Origin of the sequence: Pseudochelatococcus sp., from assembly GCF_050946405.1 — a bacterium.
GTDB lineage: Bacteria > Pseudomonadota > Alphaproteobacteria > Rhizobiales > Beijerinckiaceae > Pseudochelatococcus.
Genome location: NZ_JBMNUS010000004.1, coordinates 125983 through 148165 on the forward strand (window position 1 = coordinate 125983; position 22183 = coordinate 148165).

General features: G+C 67.0%; 19 protein-coding genes. 7 read left to right on the forward strand and 12 right to left on the reverse strand.

Annotated features, from left to right (window positions below):
- Positions 1–12 precede the first annotated feature (12 nt).
- Entirely contained in the window at positions 13–1197 is a 1185-nt protein-coding gene (gene bhcA / locus ACOYJQ_RS08430; protein ID WP_433457627.1) for an L-aspartate--glyoxylate aminotransferase BhcA, read from the reverse strand.
- 205 nt (positions 1198–1402) lie between these two features.
- Here bhcA and bhcR point away from each other — a divergent pair, with 205 nt between their 5' ends.
- Positions 1403–2212 (forward strand): HTH-type transcriptional regulator BhcR, encoded by an 810-nt coding sequence (bhcR, locus tag ACOYJQ_RS08435; RefSeq protein ID WP_433457628.1) that lies wholly within the window; start codon positions 1403–1405, stop codon positions 2210–2212.
- A gap of 43 nt (positions 2213–2255) precedes the next feature.
- Here the strand turns inward: bhcR and glcF are convergent, their stop codons facing one another.
- From glcF to ACOYJQ_RS08455, 4 genes are all read right to left on the reverse strand, one after another.
- On the reverse strand, positions 2256–3611 hold the full coding sequence (glcF, locus tag ACOYJQ_RS08440) for a glycolate oxidase subunit GlcF (RefSeq protein WP_433457629.1): 1356 nt from the start codon (positions 3609–3611) through the stop codon (positions 2256–2258).
- A gap of 1 nt (position 3612) precedes the next feature.
- On the reverse strand, positions 3613–4779 hold the full coding sequence (locus ACOYJQ_RS08445; protein ID WP_433457631.1) for an FAD-binding protein: 1167 nt from the start codon (positions 4777–4779) through the stop codon (positions 3613–3615).
- A complete protein-coding gene (locus tag ACOYJQ_RS08450) occupies positions 4770–6227 on the reverse strand; it encodes an FAD-linked oxidase C-terminal domain-containing protein (RefSeq protein WP_433457633.1) in 1458 nt (485 codons plus the stop codon). The genes ACOYJQ_RS08445 and ACOYJQ_RS08450 overlap by 10 nt, the downstream gene beginning before the upstream one ends.
- Positions 6228–6291: 64 nt before the next feature.
- Positions 6292–7932 (reverse strand): L-lactate permease, encoded by a 1641-nt coding sequence (locus tag ACOYJQ_RS08455; RefSeq protein ID WP_433457635.1) that lies wholly within the window; start codon positions 7930–7932, stop codon positions 6292–6294.
- Positions 7933–8139: 207 nt separating this feature from the next.
- Here ACOYJQ_RS08455 and ACOYJQ_RS08460 point away from each other — a divergent pair, with 207 nt between their 5' ends.
- A complete protein-coding gene (locus ACOYJQ_RS08460) occupies positions 8140–8943 on the forward strand; it encodes an FCD domain-containing protein (RefSeq protein ID WP_433457636.1) in 804 nt (267 codons plus the stop codon).
- Positions 8944–8980: 37 nt separating this feature from the next.
- Here the strand turns inward: ACOYJQ_RS08460 and ACOYJQ_RS08465 are convergent, their stop codons facing one another.
- The 5 genes from ACOYJQ_RS08465 to ACOYJQ_RS08485 all read right to left on the reverse strand — a co-directional run bounded on the left by ACOYJQ_RS08465 (position 8981) and on the right by ACOYJQ_RS08485 (position 13046).
- Positions 8981–9364, reverse strand: a complete 384-nt coding sequence (locus ACOYJQ_RS08465; protein ID WP_433457638.1) for a lysozyme inhibitor LprI family protein — start codon at positions 9362–9364, stop codon at positions 8981–8983.
- A 235-nt stretch (positions 9365–9599) separates the two neighbouring features.
- A complete protein-coding gene (locus tag ACOYJQ_RS08470) occupies positions 9600–10100 on the reverse strand; it encodes a YceI family protein (RefSeq protein WP_433457853.1) in 501 nt (166 codons plus the stop codon).
- A gap of 71 nt (positions 10101–10171) precedes the next feature.
- Positions 10172–11797 (reverse strand): BTAD domain-containing putative transcriptional regulator, encoded by a 1626-nt coding sequence (locus ACOYJQ_RS08475; RefSeq protein ID WP_433457639.1) that lies wholly within the window; start codon positions 11795–11797, stop codon positions 10172–10174.
- Between the two features lie 198 nt (positions 11798–11995).
- Entirely contained in the window at positions 11996–12247 is a 252-nt protein-coding gene (locus ACOYJQ_RS08480) for a YgjV family protein (RefSeq protein WP_433457640.1), read from the reverse strand.
- Between the two features lie 112 nt (positions 12248–12359).
- Positions 12360–13046 (reverse strand): response regulator transcription factor, encoded by a 687-nt coding sequence (locus tag ACOYJQ_RS08485; protein ID WP_433457641.1) that lies wholly within the window; start codon positions 13044–13046, stop codon positions 12360–12362.
- Positions 13047–13451: 405 nt separating this feature from the next.
- On the opposite strand from ACOYJQ_RS08485, the gene ACOYJQ_RS08490 reads away from it, so the two are divergent.
- Positions 13452–16580 carry a PAS domain S-box protein gene (locus tag ACOYJQ_RS08490; protein WP_433457642.1) on the forward strand — a complete coding sequence of 1043 codons (3129 nt, stop codon included), beginning with the start codon at positions 13452–13454 and terminating at the stop codon, positions 16578–16580.
- A complete protein-coding gene (locus ACOYJQ_RS08495) occupies positions 16581–17300 on the forward strand; it encodes a response regulator (RefSeq protein WP_433457643.1) in 720 nt (239 codons plus the stop codon).
- Between the two features lie 91 nt (positions 17301–17391).
- Here ACOYJQ_RS08495 and ACOYJQ_RS08500 read toward each other — a convergent pair whose 3' ends face one another.
- Positions 17392–18369 (reverse strand): AraC family transcriptional regulator, encoded by a 978-nt coding sequence (locus ACOYJQ_RS08500; RefSeq protein WP_433457644.1) that lies wholly within the window; start codon positions 18367–18369, stop codon positions 17392–17394.
- Complete coding sequence (locus tag ACOYJQ_RS08505; protein ID WP_433457645.1) at positions 18366–19391, reverse strand: helix-turn-helix transcriptional regulator; 1026 nt, start codon at positions 19389–19391, stop codon at positions 18366–18368. Before ACOYJQ_RS08505 ends, ACOYJQ_RS08500 begins: the two co-directional genes overlap by 4 nt.
- A 250-nt stretch (positions 19392–19641) precedes the next feature.
- Here ACOYJQ_RS08505 and ACOYJQ_RS08510 point away from each other — a divergent pair, with 250 nt between their 5' ends.
- From ACOYJQ_RS08510 to ACOYJQ_RS08520, 3 genes are all read left to right on the forward strand, one after another.
- Positions 19642–19875, forward strand: a complete 234-nt coding sequence (locus ACOYJQ_RS08510; protein ID WP_433457646.1) for a hypothetical protein — start codon at positions 19642–19644, stop codon at positions 19873–19875.
- A gap of 112 nt (positions 19876–19987) precedes the next feature.
- On the forward strand, positions 19988–20620 hold the full coding sequence (locus ACOYJQ_RS08515) for a Crp/Fnr family transcriptional regulator (RefSeq protein WP_433457647.1): 633 nt from the start codon (positions 19988–19990) through the stop codon (positions 20618–20620).
- 182 nt (positions 20621–20802) lie between these two features.
- Positions 20803–22167: a calcium-binding protein gene (locus tag ACOYJQ_RS08520; RefSeq protein WP_433457648.1), complete on the forward strand. Its 1365-nt coding sequence runs from the start codon at positions 20803–20805 to the stop codon at positions 22165–22167.
- The last annotated feature ends 16 nt before the right edge of the window (positions 22168–22183 follow it).

Sequence of the window (22183 nt, forward strand, 5' to 3'; positions counted from 1 at the left end):
ACGCCTCCCTTCTCAAGCGGCCTGCTTCTGCGCGCCGCCGTGGCGATAATGCTCCTGCGCGGCGGCCACGCCCACGCCCGGCTTCACCGGCAGCCCCAGATCCGCCATCGCCATCTCGGCCGTCGCGATGCCCGACAGGGCCATCACATCCGTCAGGCTGCCCAGATGGCCGATGCGGAAGACCTTGCCGGCGACATCGCCGAGCCCCGTTCCGAACGCAACGCCGTAGGCGTTCAACGCATGGGCGACGATCCTGTTCGCATCGAAGCCCTCGGGGGCGCGGATCGCGGTGACGGTATCCGAATAAAGCTCCGGCCGGACGGCGCAGAACCGCAGCCCCCAGGCCGTGACGGCCCGACGAATGCCCTCCGCGATGCGGCGGTGCCGGGCGAAGACGTTCTCAAGCCCCTCGTCGAGCAGCATTTCGGTCGCGAGCCTGAGCCCGTTCAGCAAGCCGACCGGCGGCGTATAGGGATAGCCGTTATTGAGATAGCCCCTCGCCATGTCGCGAATGTCGAAGAACGTCCGCGGCAGCGTCGCACGCTCCGCCGCCTCGATCGCCCCGGGCGAGACCGCGACGATCGCCAGCCCCGGCGGCAGCATGAAACCCTTCTGCGATCCGGCGACGGCGATGTCGACGCCCCATTCGTCCATGCGGAAATCCATGCAGCCGATGGAGCTGACACCATCGACGAACAGCAGCGCCGGATGGCCGGCGGCATCCAGCGCGCGGCGGACGGCGGCGATGTCGGAGCGCACGCCGGTTGCCGTCTCGTTGTGCGTGGCGAGAACGACCTTGATCTCCTGCGCCTTGTCGGCGGTCAGGATTTCCTCGAAGCGGTCGGCCGGCACGCCCTCGCCCCAGTCGCGCGGCACCACGGCGACATCGAGGCCGTGGCGCCGGCACATGTCGATCCACCGGTGGCTGAACATGCCGTTGCGCGTGGCGAGAACCTTGTCGCCGGGCGAGAGCGTGTTCGTGATCGCCGTTTCCCAGCCGCCGGTGCCGGTGGACGGAAAAATGAAAACCTGCGCCCGCGTCGTCTTCAGCACCTTCTTCACGCCTTCCAGCGCGGGATGCAGGATCCTGCCGAAAAGCGGGCTGCGATGGTCGATGGTGGGCATGTCCACCGCCTTACGCAACGCCTCCGGTATGTTCGTGGGGCCCGGGATGAAAATCGGATTCTGGCTGCTCATGGCTCTTCCTCCTGGCGGCTCCTCCTTGTGTGAAACGACAACTAGCATGGGGCGCAAGCACAGTAAATTTTTTTGAAATATTTTTTCAAAATACCGATTATATAAAATAATATATAAATATCAATATATTATAATTTTTCATTGTGCAAAATAAATTTTCATGATCATGATTTTCCGCTCAGAGAACCGAACGCGAGGTATCCGCATGCAACAGCCCACCCGCCGCCGGGGGCGGCCGAAAGGGATGGTTCCCGCACCGGCGACATCGAACATTCAGGCGCTCGACCGGGCGCTCGATGTTCTGGAGGCGCTGGCGGCACATGAAGGCGTCACGCTGACGGAGCTGTCGGCCCATCTGGGGCAATCGGCGGCCACGATGCATCGTGTGCTGGCGACGCTGGAGCAGCGGCAATATGTCGAGAACGATCCCGAGCGTCAGGAATGGTTCGTCGGCCCGGAGGCTTTCCGGCTCGGCTCGGCCTTCCTGCGGCGCACGAACCTCGTCGAGCGCAGCCGCTCGATCATGCGGGATCTCATGGCCCGCACCGGAGAAACCGCCAATCTCGGCATCGAGCGCGACGGCGATGTCCTGTTCGTCAGCCAGGTGGAAACCCACGAGACGATCAGGGCCTTCTTTCCGCCGGGCACGCGCGCGCCCCTGCATGCCTCCGGCATCGGCAAGGCGCTGCTGAGCGCGTTCGACGACGCGCGGCTCGCCGCGTTCATCAGGACGGCCCGGTTCGACCGCTTCACGGACAAGACGATCGTGACGGCGGCGCAATTGCATGATGCCGTCGCGATCACCCGGCGGAGAGGTTATTCGCTCGACGACGAGGAACGGACGGTGGGCATGCGCTGCGTCGCCGCCTCCATCCTGAACAGCCACGGCGAAGCGGTCGCGGGCATCTCCATTTCCGGCCCCACGATCAGGCTGCCCGACGCACGGGTACGCGAGATTGGCCGCCGGGTGGCCGACGCCGCCGCCGAGGTATCCAACCGGCTGGGGGCGCGATAGGGCGCTTTCCGATTGGAACTAAAGCGCGGAAAGCCTCCGGCCGTCACGCGTTGCTGACCGCGCGCGCCGCCCGGCCCGCCGGCGGACTGCCGGCCGCGTAGACGGGGGCGAGATCCCGGAGGCTGCGCGGGCGCGGGCCGCCGGTGGCCCAATCCAGCAGTTCGACGGTGTGAGCGACCGGAATCCCGGTCCCGGAGCCGATCTGCATCATGCAGCCGATGTTGCCGGCGCTGATGACCTGCGGGCGGGTCGCCTCTATCGTGGCCACCTTGCGGCTCTTGAGCTGCGCCGAAATCGCGGGCTGCAAGAGGTTGTACGTCCCCGCCGAGCCGCAGCACAGGTGGCTGTCCTTCGGCTCGACGACCTGGAAGCCCGCCGCCTTGAGCAGGTCCTTCGGGGCGGAACGGATTTGCTGGCCGTGCTGGAGCGAACAGGCGGCGTGATAGGCCACCCGCAGGGGCGCGGCGTGGGAGGCGTCGCCGAGGCCGAGATCGCCCATCACTTCCGTGACGTCCTTCGTCAGCGCCGCCACGCGCGCGGCGTCCGCGGCGATGGGATCGTTGCGGAACATATGGCCGTAGTCCTTCACCGTGGTGCCGCAGCCGGAAGTGTTGATCACCACCGCGTCGAGCCCCTCCCCGTCGATCTCCGCCGCCAGGGCGCGGATGTTCGCCGCCGCCATCGCATGGCTCTCGTGCGTTTTTCCCATGTGATGCGTCAGCGCCCCGCAGCAGCCGATGCCCTTCGGAACGACGACCTCGCAGCCGTGCCGGCGCAGCAGCCGGATCGTGGCGTCGTTGATGTCGGTGTTGAGCGCGCGCTGGGCGCACCCCGTCAGCAGCGCCACGCGCTTGCGCCGCCTCCGTTCGGCCGGAAAGCTCTGCGGTCGGTCGTTGGCGCTGGGGGGCGGAACGCGCGCGGGCGCCATTTCCAGCATGGCCCGAAGCCGCGCATCGGGCAGGAACCGTGCAATCGGCTTTGCGAACCGCGCGCCCATCAACGCGAGGCGGAAGCGGGCAGGATAGGGCAGCACCCGCGCCAGCAGCCACCGCAGGGCGCGTTCGTCCCACGGGCGCCTGTAGCGGCGCTCGATATATTCACGCGCGTGGTCCACCAGATGCATGTAGTGCACGCCCGACGGACAGGTGGTCATGCAACTCAGGCAACTCAGGCAGCGGTCGATGTGCTTCACCGTCTTCTCATCGGGAACCTTGCTGTTTTCCAGCATGTCCTTGATGAGATAGATGCGCCCGCGCGGGCTGTCGAGTTCGTCGCCCAGCACCTTGTAGGTCGGGCAGGTGGCGGTGCAGAAGCCGCAATGAACGCAGGAACGCAGGATCTCGTTCGAGCGTCTCGTGGCGGGATCGGCAAGCTGTTCTTCGGTAAAGATCGTCTGCATCTCACTCACCCATCAGGCCGGGGTTGAATATTCCGGCGGGGTCGAACGTCCTGCGCAGGGCGGCGGAAAGATCGGCGACCGCCTTCGGCTCGGGCGGGAAAGCGGCCTGTGCCGGCAGCGCCGCGCGGCGGACGGCGACGGCGCGACCCGATCCGGCCGCCCGCCGCACGGAAGGCGCGTCGGCGCCGCCGGCGTACCAGATCAGGCCGCCGCCCCAGTCGAGCGACGTCTCGCCGCCGAGCCGCTCCAGCGCGGCCACGACCTCCGGCGCGTCTGTCGGCTTGACGAGGATGCGCCAGACGGCATCGGCGGTGCCGGCGAAGTGCCGCACATCGCGCAGCCCGCGCCACAGGCGGCGGCTTTCGGCATCGTCGATCACGCCGATCTCACGGTCACGGAACAGGCTCGTCAGGCGCTCGCGGCGGTAGTCGACCTGCGGCGCCAGCCCCTCGATCCGCAGCCACGCCGTCCCGGCATGGAAGGCCGCGCCGGACACCTCGAACGGCGTTCCCAGCGCCGCCGAAAAGATCGCCGCCGCCTCGCCGGCGGAAACGCCGGGGAAGGCGAGCGATTGCTGGCTTTCGGCCACGGGCAGCGTCTTGAGCGCCACCTCGGTGAGCACGCCGAGCGTGCCGTGCGATCCGCACAGCAGCTTGCCGAGATCGAGCCCGGTGACGTTCTTCATCACCCGGCCGCCGTTCCTGACGATGCGGCCCCGACCGTCGACGAAGCGAACGCCCAGCAGGTGATCGCGGCACGCGCCGGCCTGCACGCGGCGCGGACCCGACACGTTCGCGCCCACGACGCCGCCGATGGTGGGCGTGCCGTTCGCGCCGAGCAGGACGCGATGATCCATCGGCTCGAAAGCCAGCGCCTGACCTTCCGCCGCGAGGACCCTCTCGATATCCTCCACAGGCGTGCCGGCCCGCGCGATCAGCGTCAGCGCCCCCGGTTCGTAGGTCACGATGCCGGCAAGTTCCCGCGTGGTCAGCAGGCTGTCGGCGTCCACCGCGCCCGCCTGAAGGCGCGTTCCGCCGCCGGCGATCCGAAGCCGCCGCCTGCCTGCGTGGCTTTCCGCAACGAAGGCGGCGACCTCCCCCTCGTCGCGTGGCGCGTTGACGGCCGTCTCGCCTGTCATGGCATCGGTATCCTTCGTATTCATGAGCATCTGGCCGCTTCCTCGCGGTAAGGCCGGCTCACCTCCAGCGGGAACACCTTGGCCGGGTTGAGCAGCCAGCCCGGATCGAACACGCCCTTGACCTCCATCTGGATGGCCATGTCGTCGGGCGCGAACTGCTTGCCCATCAGGTCGCGCTTCTCGATGCCGACGCCGTGCTCGCCGGTGAGGCAGCCGCCGACATCGACGCAAAGCCGCAGGATGTCGGCCCCGAAGGCTTCCGCCTTTTCGAGGTCTCCCGGCTTGTTGGCGTTGAAGAGGATCAGCGGATGCATGTTGCCGTCGCCGGCATGGAAGACATTGGCGACCTCCAGACCATGTTCCCTGGACAATTCACCGATGCGCCGCAGCGTGTAGGGCAGCTTCGAGACCGGCACCGTGCCGTCGAGGCACAAATAATCTCCCAGCCGCCCCATGGCGCCGAAGGCCGACTTGCGTCCCTTCCAGATGGCCAGCGACTCGTCGGCATTGCGGCTGCTGCGGAACTCGACGGGCTCGAGTTCCCCGGCGATGGCGTGGATGCGTTCAATCTGGTGCGCGATCTCCTCCTCCGAGCCCTCCACCTCGACGATCAGCACGGCCGCGCAATCGGGATAGCCCGCCTTGGCGAAGGCCTCGACCGCCCGCAGGCAGACATCGTCCATGTATTCGATCGCCACCGGCAGCAGGCCGGATCGGATGATGCGCGCCACGCACTCGCCCGCCGTCTCCGCGTTGTCGAAACCGATCAGCATGGGCCGCGCGCCCTCGGGACGCGGCAGGATGCGCAGCGTCGCCTCGGTGACGATGGCGAGTTGCCCCTCGGAACCGCAGATGAGGCCCAGAATGTCGAGCCCGGCCGTCCCGAGCAGCGGCCCGCCCAGCTCCACGATCTCGCCCGTGGTCAGAACCATGCGGACGCCGAGCAGGTTGTTGGTCGTGACGCCGTATTTGAGGCAATGCGCCCCGCCCGAGTTCATGCCGATGTTGCCGGCGATGGTGCAGGCGAGCTGCGAGGACGGATCGGGCGCATAGAAGAAGCCTTCCGCCTCCAGCTCCGCGCTCACGGACAGATTGGTGACGCCGGTCTGCACGCGAATGAAGCGGTTGGCGGTATCGACCTCCAGAACCTCGCGCAGGCGCAGGGTGCCGATCACCACGCTGTCGGCCGTCGGCAGCGCGCCGCCGGCAAGCGACGTGCCCGCGCCGCGCGGCACGACCGGAATGCGCAACGCGTGGCAGATGCGCATGGCCGTCGCCACCTCCTCCGTCGTGCGCGGCAGCACCACCGCGAGCGGCGGGCACCGGTAGGCGGTCAGGGCGTCGCACTCATAGGCGCGCGTTTCCTCGGGATCGGAAATGACCGTCTCCGGCGGAAGCGCCGCGACGAGAGCCGCGACGATTTCAGGTTTCCGGGCGAGTATTCCCGCGTCCGGGGCAGGCATCGCTATGGTGGACATCTGTCCGGGCCTCCTCATGACTCCGACACCGGCGAGGGAGATGCGCCCCCTCGCCGCAGACCCGTCAGGGCACCATCGCCGTGAACGGCGGCACATAGGCCTGCGCCATCACCAGAATGCCGACGAGGCAGGCAAGGGCGATGGAATGGAAGAACACGTAACGCAGGATGCTGCTTTCATGGCCGTACCAGTTGGTCGCCGTGGAAGCGACGACGATGCTCTGCGCGTCGATCATCTTGCCCATCACGCCGCCGGAAGAGTTGGCCGCCGCCATGAGCACGGGCGAGACGCCGATCTGCTCCGCCGTGATCTTCTGCAAGCCGCCGAACAACACGTTCGAGGCGGTGTCCGAGCCCGTCAGCGCGACGCCCAGCCACCCCAGAAGGGTGCCGAAGAACGGATAGATCCAGCCCGTCTGCGCGAAAGCCAGGCCGAGCGTCGCATCGGTGCCCGAATAGCGGGACACGAAACCCAGCGCCAGCATCGCGGCGATGGTGACGAGCGAAAACCGCACCACCCAGATCGTCTGGAAATATTCCCGCACCAGCGCGACCGGCGAGAACCTGAGGACGAAGCCCGACACGACGGCCGCGAACAGAATGCCCGTTCCCGTCGCCGACAGCAGGTTCAGCGAATAGACGGCGGCCTCGGCGTGCGGCGCTTCGACGACCGGCGGCACCTTCATCACCATCTCGTGCAGCCCCGGCACCGGCAGGCGGTAGATCCAGATGGAATCGAGCCAGACCTTGATCTGGGGCGTGCCCCAGGCAAACACGAAGACCGACAGGATGAGCCACGGCAGCCAGGCGCGGAAGATCGTCGCGCCGGAATGCGAATGCCTCACCTGGACCGGCTCCGCCTCTTCCCCGCCGCCCGTCGAGGTCCATATCCGCTTCGGCGACCATACCCGCAGGAAGCCCGCGAGGCAGATCATGGACGAGATCGCGGCCACGATGTCCACCAGCCAGGGGCCGTGAAAGTTCGACACGAGATATTGCGGGATCGCGAACGACGCGCCCGCGACGAGCAGCGCCGGCCATACCTCCAGCATGCCCTTGCGCCCCGCGAAGGCCCATACGAGCCAGAACGGCACGATCACCGAGAAAAAGGGAAGCTGGCGGCCGATCATGCCGGAAAGCTCGTGCAGATCGAGCCCCGTCACCGCCGCCAGTGCGATGACGGGCGTGCCCAGCGCGCCATACGCGACCGGCGCGGTGTTCGCGATCAGCGACAGGCCCGCCGCCGCGAGAGGAGCGAAGCCGAGCCCCATCAGCATCGCCGCCGTTACCGCGACCGGGGTTCCGAAACCGGCCGCGCCCTCGAAGAACGCGCCGAAAGAAAACGCGATGAACAGCAACTGAAGGCGCCGGTCGGGCGTGAGGCCGGCGATGCTGTCGCGCAGGATGTTGAACTGCCCGGTCCTCTCGGTGAGCCGGTACAGAAAGATCACGCTGAGGATGATCCAGCCGATCGGAAGCAGGCCGTAGGCCGCGCCGTAGACCGCCGTCGTTCCCGCCATTCCGGCGGGCATGCCGAATCCGATCACCGCAACGACGAGAGCGACGACAAGACCGAGCACCGCCGCAAGGTGCGCCTTCATGTGAAAGAGGCCGATCCCGCCCAGAAGAACGACGATCGGCAACGCGGCGAGCAGGGTCGAAACGACCATGCTGTCAAATGGATCATAGACCTGTGACCAGGGCATCTTTGGCTTTCCTCCCGAGCGCCGATCGCGTGCACTGTTCGTCGTGCTATCGGACGATGGCGGCTGTGTTCGATGTTGGTGGGGCTCTTTCGCCGTCCACGCATTTTGGTAAAATAATTTTACCTTGAGCGTCAAGGGTGCAATTGATTTTCCGACGCGGATGGAATGTTGTGACGATGGCGTGTGTTGAGCTATTGGACAGCGGAGATGACCAAAATCGTGACCGACATGAGCGACAGCAGGTTGAACCGCCCGGAGAGAGCCGCCGATCTGGTGATGAGGCATATCGAACGGCTCATTCTGGAAGGGTCCTTGCGTCCCGGAGAGCCCCTCTTGCCGGAACGCGAACTCGCGGAGCGGCTCAACGTCTCGCGCCCGACGCTTCGGGATGCGCTGAAATCCCTTGAGCAGAAAGGGTTTCTGACAAGCAGGGAGGGAAGAGGCATGAAGGTCGCGCAACTGGGGGCCGCGACGATCTCGGATCCCCTGATCGCCTTGCTGGGCGAGCGAAGCGAAATCACCGACGATTATCTGGAGTTTCGCGACATCGTGGAAAGCTCGGCCGCTGCGTTGGCAGCCGAGCGCGCCAGCCAGGTCGATATCGATCGCATCAGGCAATGCGCCGAGCGGATCGAACGCGCCCATGCCGCCAACGACCCGGCCGAGGAGGCCGAGGCCGATGTCGAGATGCACATGGCGATCTACGAAGCGAGCCACAATCTCGTGCTGCTCCAGATCATGCGCGCGCTGTCCGGGAACCTGAGAACCGACGTGCTCCTCAACCGGCAGCGGTTGTTCTCGCTTCCCTATGTGCGCGATCTCCTGCGCGAACAGCATCTGTCCATCGCGCGGGCGATCATCGAGAAGCGCCCCGATGACGCCCGCTCCGCCGCGCATGCGCATCTGAGTTATCTGCGCAGGGCCGCACGCGAGATAAGAGAGGCCGAGGCCAAGCTGGACGTATCGCTTCGCCGGCTCGAAAGCGGGGGGCTAAGCGCCCTGAAAGGATGAGCGCCGAGCGGTGTTCCGCAAGGCGCAAGCACGTGTTTCATTGCGGCGAGAAAAACTTGCCGTATCCCTCCAGCTCGCGGGTTCGCGTCGCGATGACAAGCGCACGGCACTGGCCGAAATCCAGAACCTGCCCCTGCCGCCCCCAATCGCCATTGGCGTAGAAGCTGCAGGACGCTTCCTTATAGGCGTTCCAAAGGCGTTGCTCGGCCAGAAGATCCGTCTTTGTCTGGCCTTCCGTCTGGCCGTAGACCTGTCGCCATACCCGGTTCAGCTTCGCGTCCTCGCGCGCCACCCATTCGCCGCCGCATTGCGCCCATGAGGCGTTCGTCCCGTCTCCCTTGTCGAGGCACCGGTCATAGACGTCATCGGCGAGCGCCGCGCCGCCCGCGACGATCAGAAACGAAGCGATCGAAAACACCATTCTCGAAATTTTTCCCACGCCACACCTCCTGCATCGACCTGAAAGAACGCCATATAAACCGCCCGGAAAGACTCGCTCCGGCGAATACGGATCTTCGCAACAATAGACCCGCAAATCCGACTTGACGATGACGCCCGCCGGACAAGGATGCGCCCGTCTCCGGGCGCACGCCCGCATCGCTCGATTTTCAGCGCGTTCTTGTCGACCGAAGGATTCCCTTTGACCGGAACGCGCTTTAATGAAAGACGTAATCGGCGGGCACCATCTCGGTTTCGATGACGAGATTCACGTCGTCGCCCAGTTCGGGGATCGCGAAATCGAGCCCCCATTCGCTCCGCCGGATCGTGCCCCGCGCCGAGAACCCGAGCTTCGCGGCGCTCGTCATCGGATGGTCGGCAACGGAACCGTTGAATACGATGTCGAGCGTTACCGGACGGGTCTCGCCGCGAAACGTCAGCAGCCCTTCCACGATGCCGGTGTCGGCGCCGGTCACGATTATCCGCCTGGAGACGAAGACGATCGGCTTGCCGGCCAGAAAGTCCGCGTCGCCGCCGATCTTGGCGTCGAAGTCGACCAGTTCCGGCCAGGGGTAATCAGTGCGCACCGACAGCGGGTCGATCTCGACCGAAAGCGCCGACGCCTCCGGCTTTTCGGGTTTCCAGTCGAGCCTCGCATCGACTTTCGTGAAGCGGGCGGTGTAGTTGGACAGACCGGAATGTCTGAACGACCACGTCAGGCTCGAATGCGACGGGTCGGTCTTGTAGCGGCCGGCCGTCGCCGGAGCGCGAGACGGGCGTCAGCGCAGCGTCACGCCATCGTTAGAATCGCAGGGCCGCGCGATTTCACGCCTCCGTCTCGCCGGGCGGCGCGAGGCCGATGAGGGCCAGAGCGCGCGCGGCGCGGATGCGCCCACCGACCGGCAGCGTCCGGGCGATCATCGGCCAGATGACGTCCGGCCGGACGCCGGCAATCGCCCCGCCCCTGCCCGAGAGCAGCCCGCGCGCCTCGTCGCGGCGCCCGGTCTCGGCAAGCACGAGCGCAAGCACCATCAACGCCCGCGGCCGTGTTCGTCTCGATCAGCAGCGCGGTGCGCAGCACCGCCACATAGGCGAGCCCGGCGTGGGGCAGCGCGAAATCCGGCGCAAGCGCGCCCGCGCGCGTGAAACAGACTTCCGCCCGCGCGATCTCGCCGGCCTCGAAGCGATAGGCATGCCAGAGCCCGTGATGGAACAGCTCCCAAGCGCCGAGATGGGCCGGCGGCCTTCCCGCCGCCCGCTCCCGCTCCGCCAGGCGTATTTCCGCGTCGAGCCCGGCCGTGAGTTCCGCCACGATCCGGTCCCGCAGGACGAAGAAGTCGTCCATCGCCCCTTCGTGGCGCACCGCCCACAGGTGGCGGCCGGAAACCTCGTCCACGAGCCCCGCCGACAGGCTGACCCTGCCGGCGCCGACGCGCAGGGTGCCGGTGACGACGTAACGCACCCCCAAATCGCGCGCCGCCTCGGCGGGCACCGAGAATTTCAGGCTCGACGGGCGGGCGATCACGAGGAAATCGCGGTGCCGGGTCAGCTCCGTGGTGATGTCGTCGGCGATGCCTTCCGCCAGAAAGCGCTGGTCCAGATCGCCTTCGTCGTGAACGAAGGGCAGGACGGCAATCGACAGCCGGAAGCCGTGCGCGGCCTTCGCCGCTTCCGGGAGCGGCGCGGGCGCGGGCGTCGCCATGCCGGGCATGGAAGCGTCGTCCCCGCTGCGCGATGCGGAAACTGTCGGCGATGCCGGGCCGCCCCCGCCGCCCGACAGCTCCCGCGCCAGCGCCTGCGTTCCCTCCGAAGGGGCGAGGCCGAGTTCGGCGCGCAGGATGTCGCCGCATGCGCGGAACTGGTTGAGCGCCGCCGCCCGGTCGCCCGCGGCGGCATGGAGGCGCATGATGAGCCTGTGGCTGCGCTCGCGGCAAGGATCGAGCGTAAGCAGGAGCGAGGCCGCCGCCAGGGCCTCGGCCGCGTCTCCGCGCTCCGAAGCCGCGCGGCTGGCGAGGGTGAGCGCGCGCCGGGCCAGCGTGCGGTGTCGCGCCCGCTCGAAAACCAGCCAGTCCTGAATTTCGGCCCCCGATGCCTCGATTCCATCGAGGAAAGGCAGCGACAGGGCCATCGCCGCATCGACGTCCAGCGGCGACCGCGCCGCCGCGGCGAGCCGGTCGATATCGATGGACGGATGCGCGAGCGCCACCACGTCGCCATCCGTCGCGACGCCGACGCCGATGGCGCGCAACCGGGAAAGCGCGTTGCGCAGGCTACCCCGCGCCTGCTCCTCGCCGCGATCCGGCCAGAGCTGCGCCGCGATCTGCCCGCGCCGGCGGCCGCGCGCCGGCGATGTCGCGAGATAACCCGCGAGCAGAGACAATTTCTCCGTCAGCGGCACGTTCTCGCCGGCAGCCATGCGAACCCGCGCATTCCCAGCAACAGCAAAGCCGACATGGCCGATCCGCCCTTCCCCGCCCCGTCGCTCTCCATCGCCCCCACGCAACCTTCCTCCGCATCACCCTTCCTGTCGACGGGCCAAGCGAACTATAGCGCGGCGAACTATAGCGCGGCGAATGCCAAAGCTGAATCCGGGCGAACGGGCCGGAGGTATTCTTTATCGCGGCTCGTGCGCGCCCGCGTCATCCGCGCAACAGGGGGAGCGGACGAGCAGAATCTCCACAAGCCGCAGCGCATTGAGCGGCAGCACGACCATCTGCATCAGCATGACCGGATTGTTGCCGGTGAGGCCGCCGTAGGCCAGGAAGGCCATGCCGCCCAGCATGCCGGCGACGCGCAGGCGGATCGACGTCTTCATCGCATAGGCGACAGTCGTGACCGCCGTGCCGCAATATCCGATCAGCTCCATCCAGTGCATGTATCACCCGTTGTCCGTGCCGGGCATGCGCGACGGGTGCGCAGCCTCTCCGCGGGCAACCGGGTAGAGACGGCAGGTTTCAGCCGATTGTCTGCCGGCAGGGTCAGATTCCGGAGGCGCCCCGGTAGATGTAGCCGTTGCCCCGGCAGGTCCTGATGAGCCGGCCGTCATGGCCGAGGTGATCCAGCTTCCGCCGCAGCCGCGTCACACGGGTATCGACACTTCGGTCCACCGGATTGTCGCCATGGGCGGGAGCGAGCCGCAGGATGTCGTCGCGGCTCAAGATCTTGCCCGGATTGGTGGCGAAGGCTGCGATCAGATCGATCTCGGTGGGGTAGAGCCGCACCTCGTCGCCGTTCGGCTTGAACAGCTTCCAGCGCTTGAGATCGAACGTCAGGGCGCCGAAGGGCACCATGCCATCGCGGATGAAACGGCGGTTTCGAAGCACCGCCTCCACCCTCGCCGCCAGTTCGAAGACGGAGAAAGGTTTGGTGACGTAATCGTCCGCGCCCACTTCCAGACCGGCCACCCGGTCGACGACCGCGCCCGCGCCGGTGAGCATGATGATACCGAAATCGTGAGCCTTGCGCAGCCGTCGCGCGATGCTCAGGCCGTCCTCTCCCGGAAGGCTCACGTCGAGGACCACGAGGTCGGGAAGCGCGCGGCCGAGCGCGGCTTCCAGCTCCCCCGCCCCCGTCGCCAGACGGACATCGTGTCCGGTCATGCCGAGCACTTCGCGGAGCATCCGGCCCAACGCCGCATCGTCGTCGACAACAATGAGATCTGCCATGTCGAATCCATCGCCTGGGTTCCGCCCCGGACAGGCGGATTGCCGGTCCTTATACTTCGGTGTCGGCAAGCAAATCTCCGCATATGGCGAACCCGATCTATGCGGATTGCGAACTGATTGAAACAATTGGCGTTTCATTGGTTCTTGCAGTGCGGATCCGCTTGGCTCGGAAATCGTCCCGTGCTGTTCTCTCCGTGGTTTCGGCCGTCCGGCCCCGGCCGGGACGAGCGCGCGGAACGGCCGGGAGATCCCCGCTCCCGACATGCCCGCGAAACAAAGGCCGACGACTCTGGCCGGGTTGCAACGTGGACCTCATCCCTTCGCCCGAGCCGATTTACCGATCGAGCGGCCGCGGCATCGCGGCCGATGGAGGCGAGGCCCGGCATGAACATGGTTGGAGTCTTGATGACGAACGCGTCGCGCGCATTCGGGATCGGGCGGTCCTCGCGAATGCTGCTGGTCTGCGCGCTGCCCCTGACGACGCTGATCGTGGGGCTGGGCTTCGATCAGTTTTCCCGGCAGCGCGCGACCTTGCTGGCCGAATTCGCCAGCCAGACGGGCGAGCAGCATTACGCGGTCGAGAGCATGCTCGCCAGCGCGGGCCGGCAGCTCGGACGCATGCGCATCACCATGGAGGACGTCATTCTCGCGGCAGGCACGCCGGTCGCCGTCCGGCGGGCGGCCCAGCTCGCCCCGGTGACGGCGCGCCTGCCGCAGGGCGACCTTCCCGGCATGGAATGGGCTCCGGGCGGGCATGCCTCGCGCGCGGGCAACCTGCTGGGGGTGCCGGACCTGCTGACACGCCCTCCCCACGAGATCGGGCCGGTCGACGCGGCGCTCGCCATGCTCGATGTCGTGTCGGTCGAGGACCGGCTGGGTTCCATGTCGCACTGGAGCTACTTCTTTTCCGCGCGCGGCGATTTCATCACCATCCATCCGCATGTGTCGCTCGGCGACATCGCGGCCGCCGCCGGCCGGCCGGTCGGCAGCGTCGAGGAACTGGTGGCCCACTGGCTTTCCTACGACGTCTTTCAGTCGGGAACGCCGGAAAAGAATCCCGGACGGGAAATCTACTGGACATCCGTCTACGAGGACGCCGGCGGCGCCGGTCCGATGCTGACCATCGGCGCGCCCGTCTATGCGAACGAACGCTTCTACGGTATCGTCGGGACGGATGTGCTTCTCACGACCTTCGACAACGTTCTGGCCCATATGCGTCAGCCGGTCGGCTTTCTCGCCATCGTGAACGCGCAGGGGGAAACGCTGGGCGTGCGCGGCGCGTCCTTCGGCGGCGACCGTGCGGCGATGCGCGCGTATCTTTCCGCCTCGGGGCACCTTGCGAAGCGCGCGGGCGGGAGCGACCCGGCCGGTTTCGAGGCGCGGGAGCGGGACTGGGTTCTGTCGCGGACGTTTTCCGGCACCCCGTTGCGGCTTCTCTACATCCTGCCGGGCGGAGACCTCAATGCATATCTGCTGCCGCGGTTCGCGGCCTATGGCTGGATTCTCATCGGGCTTGCGGTCACTCTCGGCGGTTTGCTCTTCTTCCTGCATCGCAACTACATCCGTCCGAGCTTCGGCCTGGCGCAATATGTCCGCGCCCGCGCGGCCGGGCGCGACGTGCGCGCACCCCGCCTTCCTCCCATGTGGCAGACGGGCGTCGCGCAGATATCGGAAGCCTTTACCAAGAACGCCAGCTACCAGAAACGCCTGAGGGAAAGCGAGTCGCGTTTCCGGGCCGCCATGGCGAGCCTGCTCGACGGCTTCGCCATCATCGACGCCGGCGGGCGGATCGCCTTCCACAACGAAGCCTTCGCCGGCATGCTGGGCGAGGCCGGGCGCGCCCTCGCCCCGATCGGACGCAGGATGGCGGACATCGGCGCGCTCGCCTCGCTCGCCGAAAGCGCCACGCCGATCGACGGCCGCTGGATCGCCTGCTATCGCTCGCCCATGCCGGACGGCGGGCAGGTCATGCTGCTGCGCGACGTGACCGCGGCGCGGGAGGCCGATCTCCAGATCCGCGAGAGCGAGGCGCGCTATCGCACGGTCGTCAACACGCAGACCGAATTCGTCGTCCGCTATACGCCCGAGGGCATACCGACCTTCGCCAACGACGCCTATTGCCGCTACATGGACATGAAGCCGGCGGAGGCCGGCGACCGGGAGGTAAGCGACTTCAGCTACATCCTTGACGAAGACCAGCTCAAGCACGACCAGCACCTGCGTTCGCTGACCCCCGCCTCCCCCACGGCCGGGATCGTCTTCAGAAGCATTCTCCCGGACGGCACGTTTCATTGGGAGGAGTGGATGGACACGGGCATCTTCGACACCGAGGGCCGGCTCGTCGAGATTCAGGCCGTGGGGCGAGACATCACCGAGCGCAAGCAGACGGAAGAGGCGTTGCGGCAAAGCGAGAAGATGGCCGCCCTCGGCTCGCTGCTCGCGGGCGTGGCGCACGAACTCAACAACCCGCTTTCCATCGTGGTGGGATACGCGGGCATGCTCCGTGAACTGGCCGACGACGAGGCGACGCGGCGAAGGGCCGGCGAGATCCATACCGCCGCCGAACGCTGCGCGCGCATCGTCAGGACTTTTCTCGCGATGGCGCGCTCCCGGCCGATCGAGAAAACGCCGATCCGAATCGGGCCGATCATCGAGGATGTGGTGGAGCTGGCGGCCTATGGCCTGCGCAGCAACGGGATCGAGGTCGTCATCGACCATGGCGACGACCTTCCGGTCGTGCTGGCGGATCGCGACCAGTTGCATCAGGTCTTCATGAACCTGACGCTGAACGCCCAGCAGGCGATGATGGATGCGAGCGGCGAGCGCCGCCTGACGATCCGGTCGTTTCGGGAAGGCGACAAGCTCGTCGTCACCGTCGCCGATACGGGACACGGCCTCGATGCAGCGACCCGGCAACGTGTCTTCGAACCCTTTTTCACCACCAAGCCGCAGGGCATCGGCACCGGGATCGGGCTGTCCGTCTGCCTCGGCATCGTGCAGGCTCACGGGGGCGCGATCAGCCTCGACGCCCGGCGCGAGGGCGGCGCGATATGCCGGGTCGAACTGCCGATATCGCGGCAAGCGGCGCCGGAAGCGGCGGAGGCGGAAACTTCCGCGGCGCTCCTTGCGGGAAAGGTTCTGGTGGCGGACGACGAGCCGGGGATCGCGGATTATATCCGCGAGGCGCTGGAGGCGCGGGGAGCCGTCGTGACGACGGTCGGCAGCGGCCGCGAAGCGCAGGACGCGCTCGCCGAAGGAGACTTCGATGCCGTCCTCACCGATTTGCGGATGCCGGATCTCGGGGGCGATCGTCTGGTGACGCATATCGCGGATCGTTTCCCGGGCCTTTCCGGGCGTGTGGTCGTGATGACCGGCGATGCGCTCGGGGCGCGGGCGTCGCTGGGCGTCGACGTCCCGATCCTCGAAAAGCCCGTCGAGCTGCCCGCCCTGCGCGCCGTTCTCGGACCGCTGCTGAACGGACGACGGCGGGGCGCCTCATGCGAACCCGCCGCGGCAAACGAGGAGAATGACTGAATGGAGCCCCGGATTCATATCTTCGTGGTGGACGACGAGCCAGGCGTGCGCGCCATGATCGAGGACTATCTGACCTTGCAGGGCTATGCCGTCAGCATGGCGGAAAACGGCGAGGCACTGGACCGCCTGATGGCGGGAAAACGGCCGGACCTCATCCTGCTTGACGTCAACATGCCCGGCGAGGACGGTTTCTCGATCGTGAAGCGGCTGCGGGGCGCGGCCGAGCGCATGGGCGTCATCATGCTGACCGCCAACGCCGACGAGACCAGCAGGATCGCCGGCCTCTCGAACGGAGCGGACGACTATCTCGCCAAGCCTTTCGAACTGCGCGAACTGCTGGCGCGGGTGCGCGCGATCCTGCGGCGCGTTCCGCCGCAAGGCGGGTTGCCCGCCGTCCGGCCGACGCTCTCGCTGGGACCGTTCCGGCTCGACCCGGAAGCCAGAAGGCTGCTCGACGCGGAGGGCGTCGAGATAGAGATCAGCATCAAGGAGTACGAGCTGCTGGAGACCTTCGCGCGCCATCCGCGTCAGATCCTGTCGCGCGACCGGCTTTGCGAGCTTTCGCACGGGCGGCGGCTCGGCGATGCGGACAGGAGCGTGGATATCCGCATCGCGCGGCTGCGCAAGAAGATCGAGCCCGACCCCGCCAGCCCGACCGTTCTCAGGACGGTTCGCGGCGAAGGCTATCTGTACGAGCCGACGACGGAGAATGCCCGATGATTCCGATCCGCCTGCTCCTGATTGCCGCGGCGCTGGCCGCGCCGCTCGTCCTCTCCGCATGCGGCGGCCGTTGCGGCCTCACCTCGCCGGGCTATCCGCTTTGCGGGATCTGACGCCGGCGGGCCGCCTCCCGCCGCAACGCGGTGGGCGTGTCGCCGAACCGCGCGCGGAAAAGGCGGTTGAAGGTCGAAAGGTCGGAAAAGCCCGCATCCAGGGCGATATCCAGTATCCGCATGAAATCCGGCGCTTCGGCAAGACGCGCGCGGGCGAAATCCAGCCTTACGGACTGGAGATATGCGGTGAAGGTGACGCCGCTTTCCTCGAACAGGCTCTGAAGATGGCGAACGCCGATGCCGTGTCTCGCCGCCAGGTCGCGCGCGGACAGGCCCTGCTGGTGGAAGAGCCCGCGCACATCGGCGCGGATCGCCGCCAGGCGCGCGGCGCGCACGCTCGCCGTCGCGCCGACTTCATCGGGATGGCGAACATTGCCCAGCGTGAAGGCGGTGAGTTCCAGAAGCTGGCGCGCGGGCAGTTCGTCCGGCAGCGCGGAGACATCCGTCACGCGCGCGATCGAGCGGGCATAGGAGAAAAGCAGATCGAGGCCGGATGCCCCGACGGCGAGACGAGCCGGCCCGCGGGGATCGAAGGTCGGAAGAAGCGACCGGAGAGCCTCCGGGTCCACATGGATGGCCGTCGTGACGCTGCGCTCGCGGAACAGCCATCGGACGGGCTGGTCCATCGACATCACCAGCGCGTCGCCGGGAGCGATGATCAGCTCGTTTCCGCGCGCGTCGATGGACTGGAAGGGCGCCCCGTAGGTGCCCAGCATGATCTTGTGGTTGCCGTCGGCCGCCAGCGTCTTCGACCGCTCGGCGGCAAGGGGAGACAGGGAACCGTAGCCGATGCTGACACGGCCGAATTGCAGGGCGGCCATGTCCATGTCGAACCCGGCTCCCGGCAGCGGCTCCAGATCCAGGCCCACGAGCTGCCGGCCATAGAACTCGCGCATGTAGGACAGGCGATCCTTTTCGGAGAGGGATCGGGTCGCGGCCCGCAGGCTGCTGGTCATTCGCCCCCGCTCCCGGATAAACGCCGGGCGCCGGACGCCTCGCGGGCTTCGTGACGATGGCGCGCGCGTATCCCGGACGGCGAATCGCCGAAATGGCGGCGGAACAGCCTGTTGAAGTTGCTGAGATCCGAAAAACCCGCCTCGAAGGCGATTTCCGATATGCGGACACGCCGATGAGCGGGGTCCGAGAGGCGATGTCGGGCGAGTTCGAGGCGCAGTTTCCGCACATATTCCGTGAAGGTCGTTCCGCTCTCCTCGAAAAGCGCCTGCACGTAGCGGGGGCTGATGCCGTGCTTCTCCGCCACCATCGTCAGGGAAAAGGCCGGCAACCTGAACATGCCGGCTATATCGTCCCTGATCGCCACCAGCCGCGCCGCCCGCGCCCCTCCCTCGCCGGCTGCGAGCGCCGTCGCGTCGGCCGCCTTCAGGACAAGGGCGGCAAGCTCGATGAGATGCGCGGCCGCGACGCCCGGCAACGGCGAGCGAAGCGGAGCTTCGCGGACAAGCGCCCCGGCATAATCGAAAAGCATCTCCGGCCCGCAACCGTTCGCGGGAATGGAGCGCGGCCGGGCCAGATCCACACCCGGCAGAAGCGCCTGCAACCGCCGGCGGTCGACCCAGACCGCCCGCATCAGGCCATGACGATCGAACGCAATCCGCGGCGCGCTGCCGAAGGTCGCGACGAGCACCTCTTCCGGCCCGAACCGACGACGCTCGCAGCCGTCGCTCTCATGAAGAAAACCGCTCGAACCCGTGACGAACATGACGCCGTCCCGCCGGCCGGGCGACGAAGAAGCCTGCCATCGAACCGCCGCCCCGCAAATCTCGCCAAATTCCACCCCCGCGCCCGGCAACGGAACCATGGCGATATCCGCATCCAGAACCGTTTCCTGAAGCTGCTCGAACTCGCGCGCATTGAAGGAGCCGGCGAAATATTGCCGCATCGCCTGCGCACATGTCTGGCGCGGCATGGACGCCAACGAGATACCGGCTGGCTTATACATGAGAGAACGGTCGTACATACAAATTCCTTCGAGTATCGTCATGCCCATGACTTGCATTGACGCCACCCCCCACGACTATGCACGTTGAACCGCGTGCCATGCAAGTGATCGTGCAAGTGATCGTGCAAGTGACGGCGCAACCGATCGTGCAACCGATCGCGACCGGGCATCCCCTCGCTCCCGCCGGCGGATCGCGGCCGTCCGTTCAGGCGTGCAAGGCATCCCGAGCAAGGCGGGCCGAGAAAATCACGCCGGATCGGAGGATCGTATGCGCATCATCGCGAGTTGCGTCGCTTTCGCGGCGGGTCTGATCGTCGGGGAAGCCGGGGCCCTCGCCGTCTACATCGCCCGCACCGAACTGTTCGGGATATTCGACCGCGAGGGCGCGGAAGGCATGATGATGGCCTTCTTCGTCGGCCCCGCCGCCGGCGCGCTCATCGGCCTTCTTCTCGCCGCCCTCGCTTGGCGGCTGTTCGATCCCGCAAGATCCGGCGCCCGCTGACGGGCGGCTGAGGCGGGACCACAACGCGGAAACCGTGCCGACATCCGCATGAAACATCCGGGCCGAAACATCCTCCTTACCAACCAACGCTTTTGCGCGACCGGAGGTCGGGATGTGGGACTGGATCGAATTCATCGGATATCTCGGCACCACGCTGACAATCGCGGCGTGGTCGATGCGGAATTGCCTGCATCTTCGGATCGCGGGAGCCGGCAGCAGCATTGCTTTTCTGGCCTACGGCGCGCTCAGCGCCAGCTATCCGATCATGCTGACCGAGCTGATCCTCCTGCCGCTGAACCTGTGGCGGCTGGCGCAATTGCGGCGAGGTGACGCCCGTGACCGCGTGATCATCGGCGACGTCGCAAGGGAACGCGCCTGGTTCATGCGCCATGCCCGTTCGCGCCGCATCGGCGCGGACTGCCGGCTGGCGGAGCGTGGCGCGGCGACAACCGGGCTGCATCTCGTCATCTCCGGGCGGGTCGTCGCGGAAGGCGGACGCCGCCTGCCGTCGGGCAGTTTCATCGGGCTCGACGCGGTCTTCGCGGGAGGAGATGCGTCCGGCACGGTCCGCGCGGCGGGCGGGGCCGAGATCGCCAGCCTCTCGCTGGCCGATGCCCGGAGACTGTTCAGGGCCTGTCCCGATTTCGCCTGGCATCTCAGCATCGCAGCGCTCGGCGATCCGCCCTCGGCGACCTCGCGCCCGGCCGATCCGGCCGACACTCCCGCCATCCCGCTCGCGGCCTGACGCACCGCGCAGTCCGGTCCGGGGCACGCCCCGAATCGATACCGGCCCGCGCGGCGAAGAAACCGTCGGCATGATGGCCGGCATCGTCGGGCGGCATGCGCCGACCGCGCAAAGCGTCCTGTCGTGAACACAACCGTCAGGGGCGGCCGCGCCGCCCGTTCATTTGCGAGAAAGGAAAGATCATGGTTCAGAAAACTCAGCTCCCCGCACAGAAGAAATACACATTCGGCACCAATGTCGACGACGCCTTGTCCGGTCTGTCCGGGCATCGCAACTTCATCTGGGGCTATGGCGGCAACGACACCATCTCCGGCGGCAATCTGGCGGATGAGCTGTTCGGCGGCTCCGGCGACGATCTGATCGTCGCGGGCGCGGGCATGGATATCGTCTCCGGCGACGAGGGCCGCGACACGATCTATGCGGGCGACGGCGATGACCTGATCTACGCGCTGAACGACGGCGACGTGATAGACGGCGGCGCGGGCATCGACACCATAAGCTATTACGGCGCGCGCACCGGCGTCTCGGTAACGTTGAACGTCGGGTCGGAAGACCGCGACGACTGGAGCATCATCGACCGCATGACCAATGTCGAGAACCTGACCGGCTCGCGCCACGGCGACCGCCTGCACGGCGATATCCTGAACAATGTCATCCGCGGCATGGAAGGCGACGATCTCATCGCCGGGGAAGGCGGCTCGGATACGCTGTACGGCGGCGATGGCGACGATGTGCTGGTGGGCGACGGCTCCCCGCTCAGCACGCAGCCCGAGGGCGATGACCGGCTTTACGGCGACGCGGGCAACGACCAGCTTTACGGCATGGGCGGAAACGACAGCCTTTATGGCGGCACCGGCGACGACGTGCTGATCGGCGGCGCGGGAGGGGATCTGCTGCATGGCGGCGAGGGAATCGATACCGTCGATTACATCGACGACAACAGCGGCCTCGGTGTCGAGGTCGATCTGACGACCGGGCGCGGCAGGCGCGGCGACGCAGAGGGCGATCTTCTGCTCGAAATCGAGAACGTCTCGGGCAGCCTGTCGGATGACACGCTGATCGGCAACCACCTCGCCAATACGCTCTGGGGCAACTCGGGCGACGATGTGCTTTACGGCGGAGGCGGCAAGGACGTGCTGATCGGCGGTACGGGGCGCGACGTCCTGATCGGCGGAATCGGCGCCGACCAGCTCTGGGGCAACGCCGAGGGAGCGCCTGACGACAAGGCGCAGGATCGCTTCAAATACACCTCGGCGGCGGAATCGACCTTCCTGACCATGGATACGATCCACGATTTCCGGCAGGGGCCGGGCCTGGAGGGCGATCTGATCTGGCTGGATTTCGACGCCAACCAGCTTGTCGGCGGACGGCAGAAATTCTCCTTCATCGGCGAGGCGGAGTTCTCGGGCCGGGGCGGCGAGGTCCGCTTTCACTGGTCGAGCGGCGACACCTACGTCACCGCCGATCTGAACGCCGACCGGAACGCGGATTTCTTCATCCGCCTCAAGGGGCTGCATGAACTGGTGACGACCGACTTCCTGCTCTGACCGGGCGGGAGGAGCG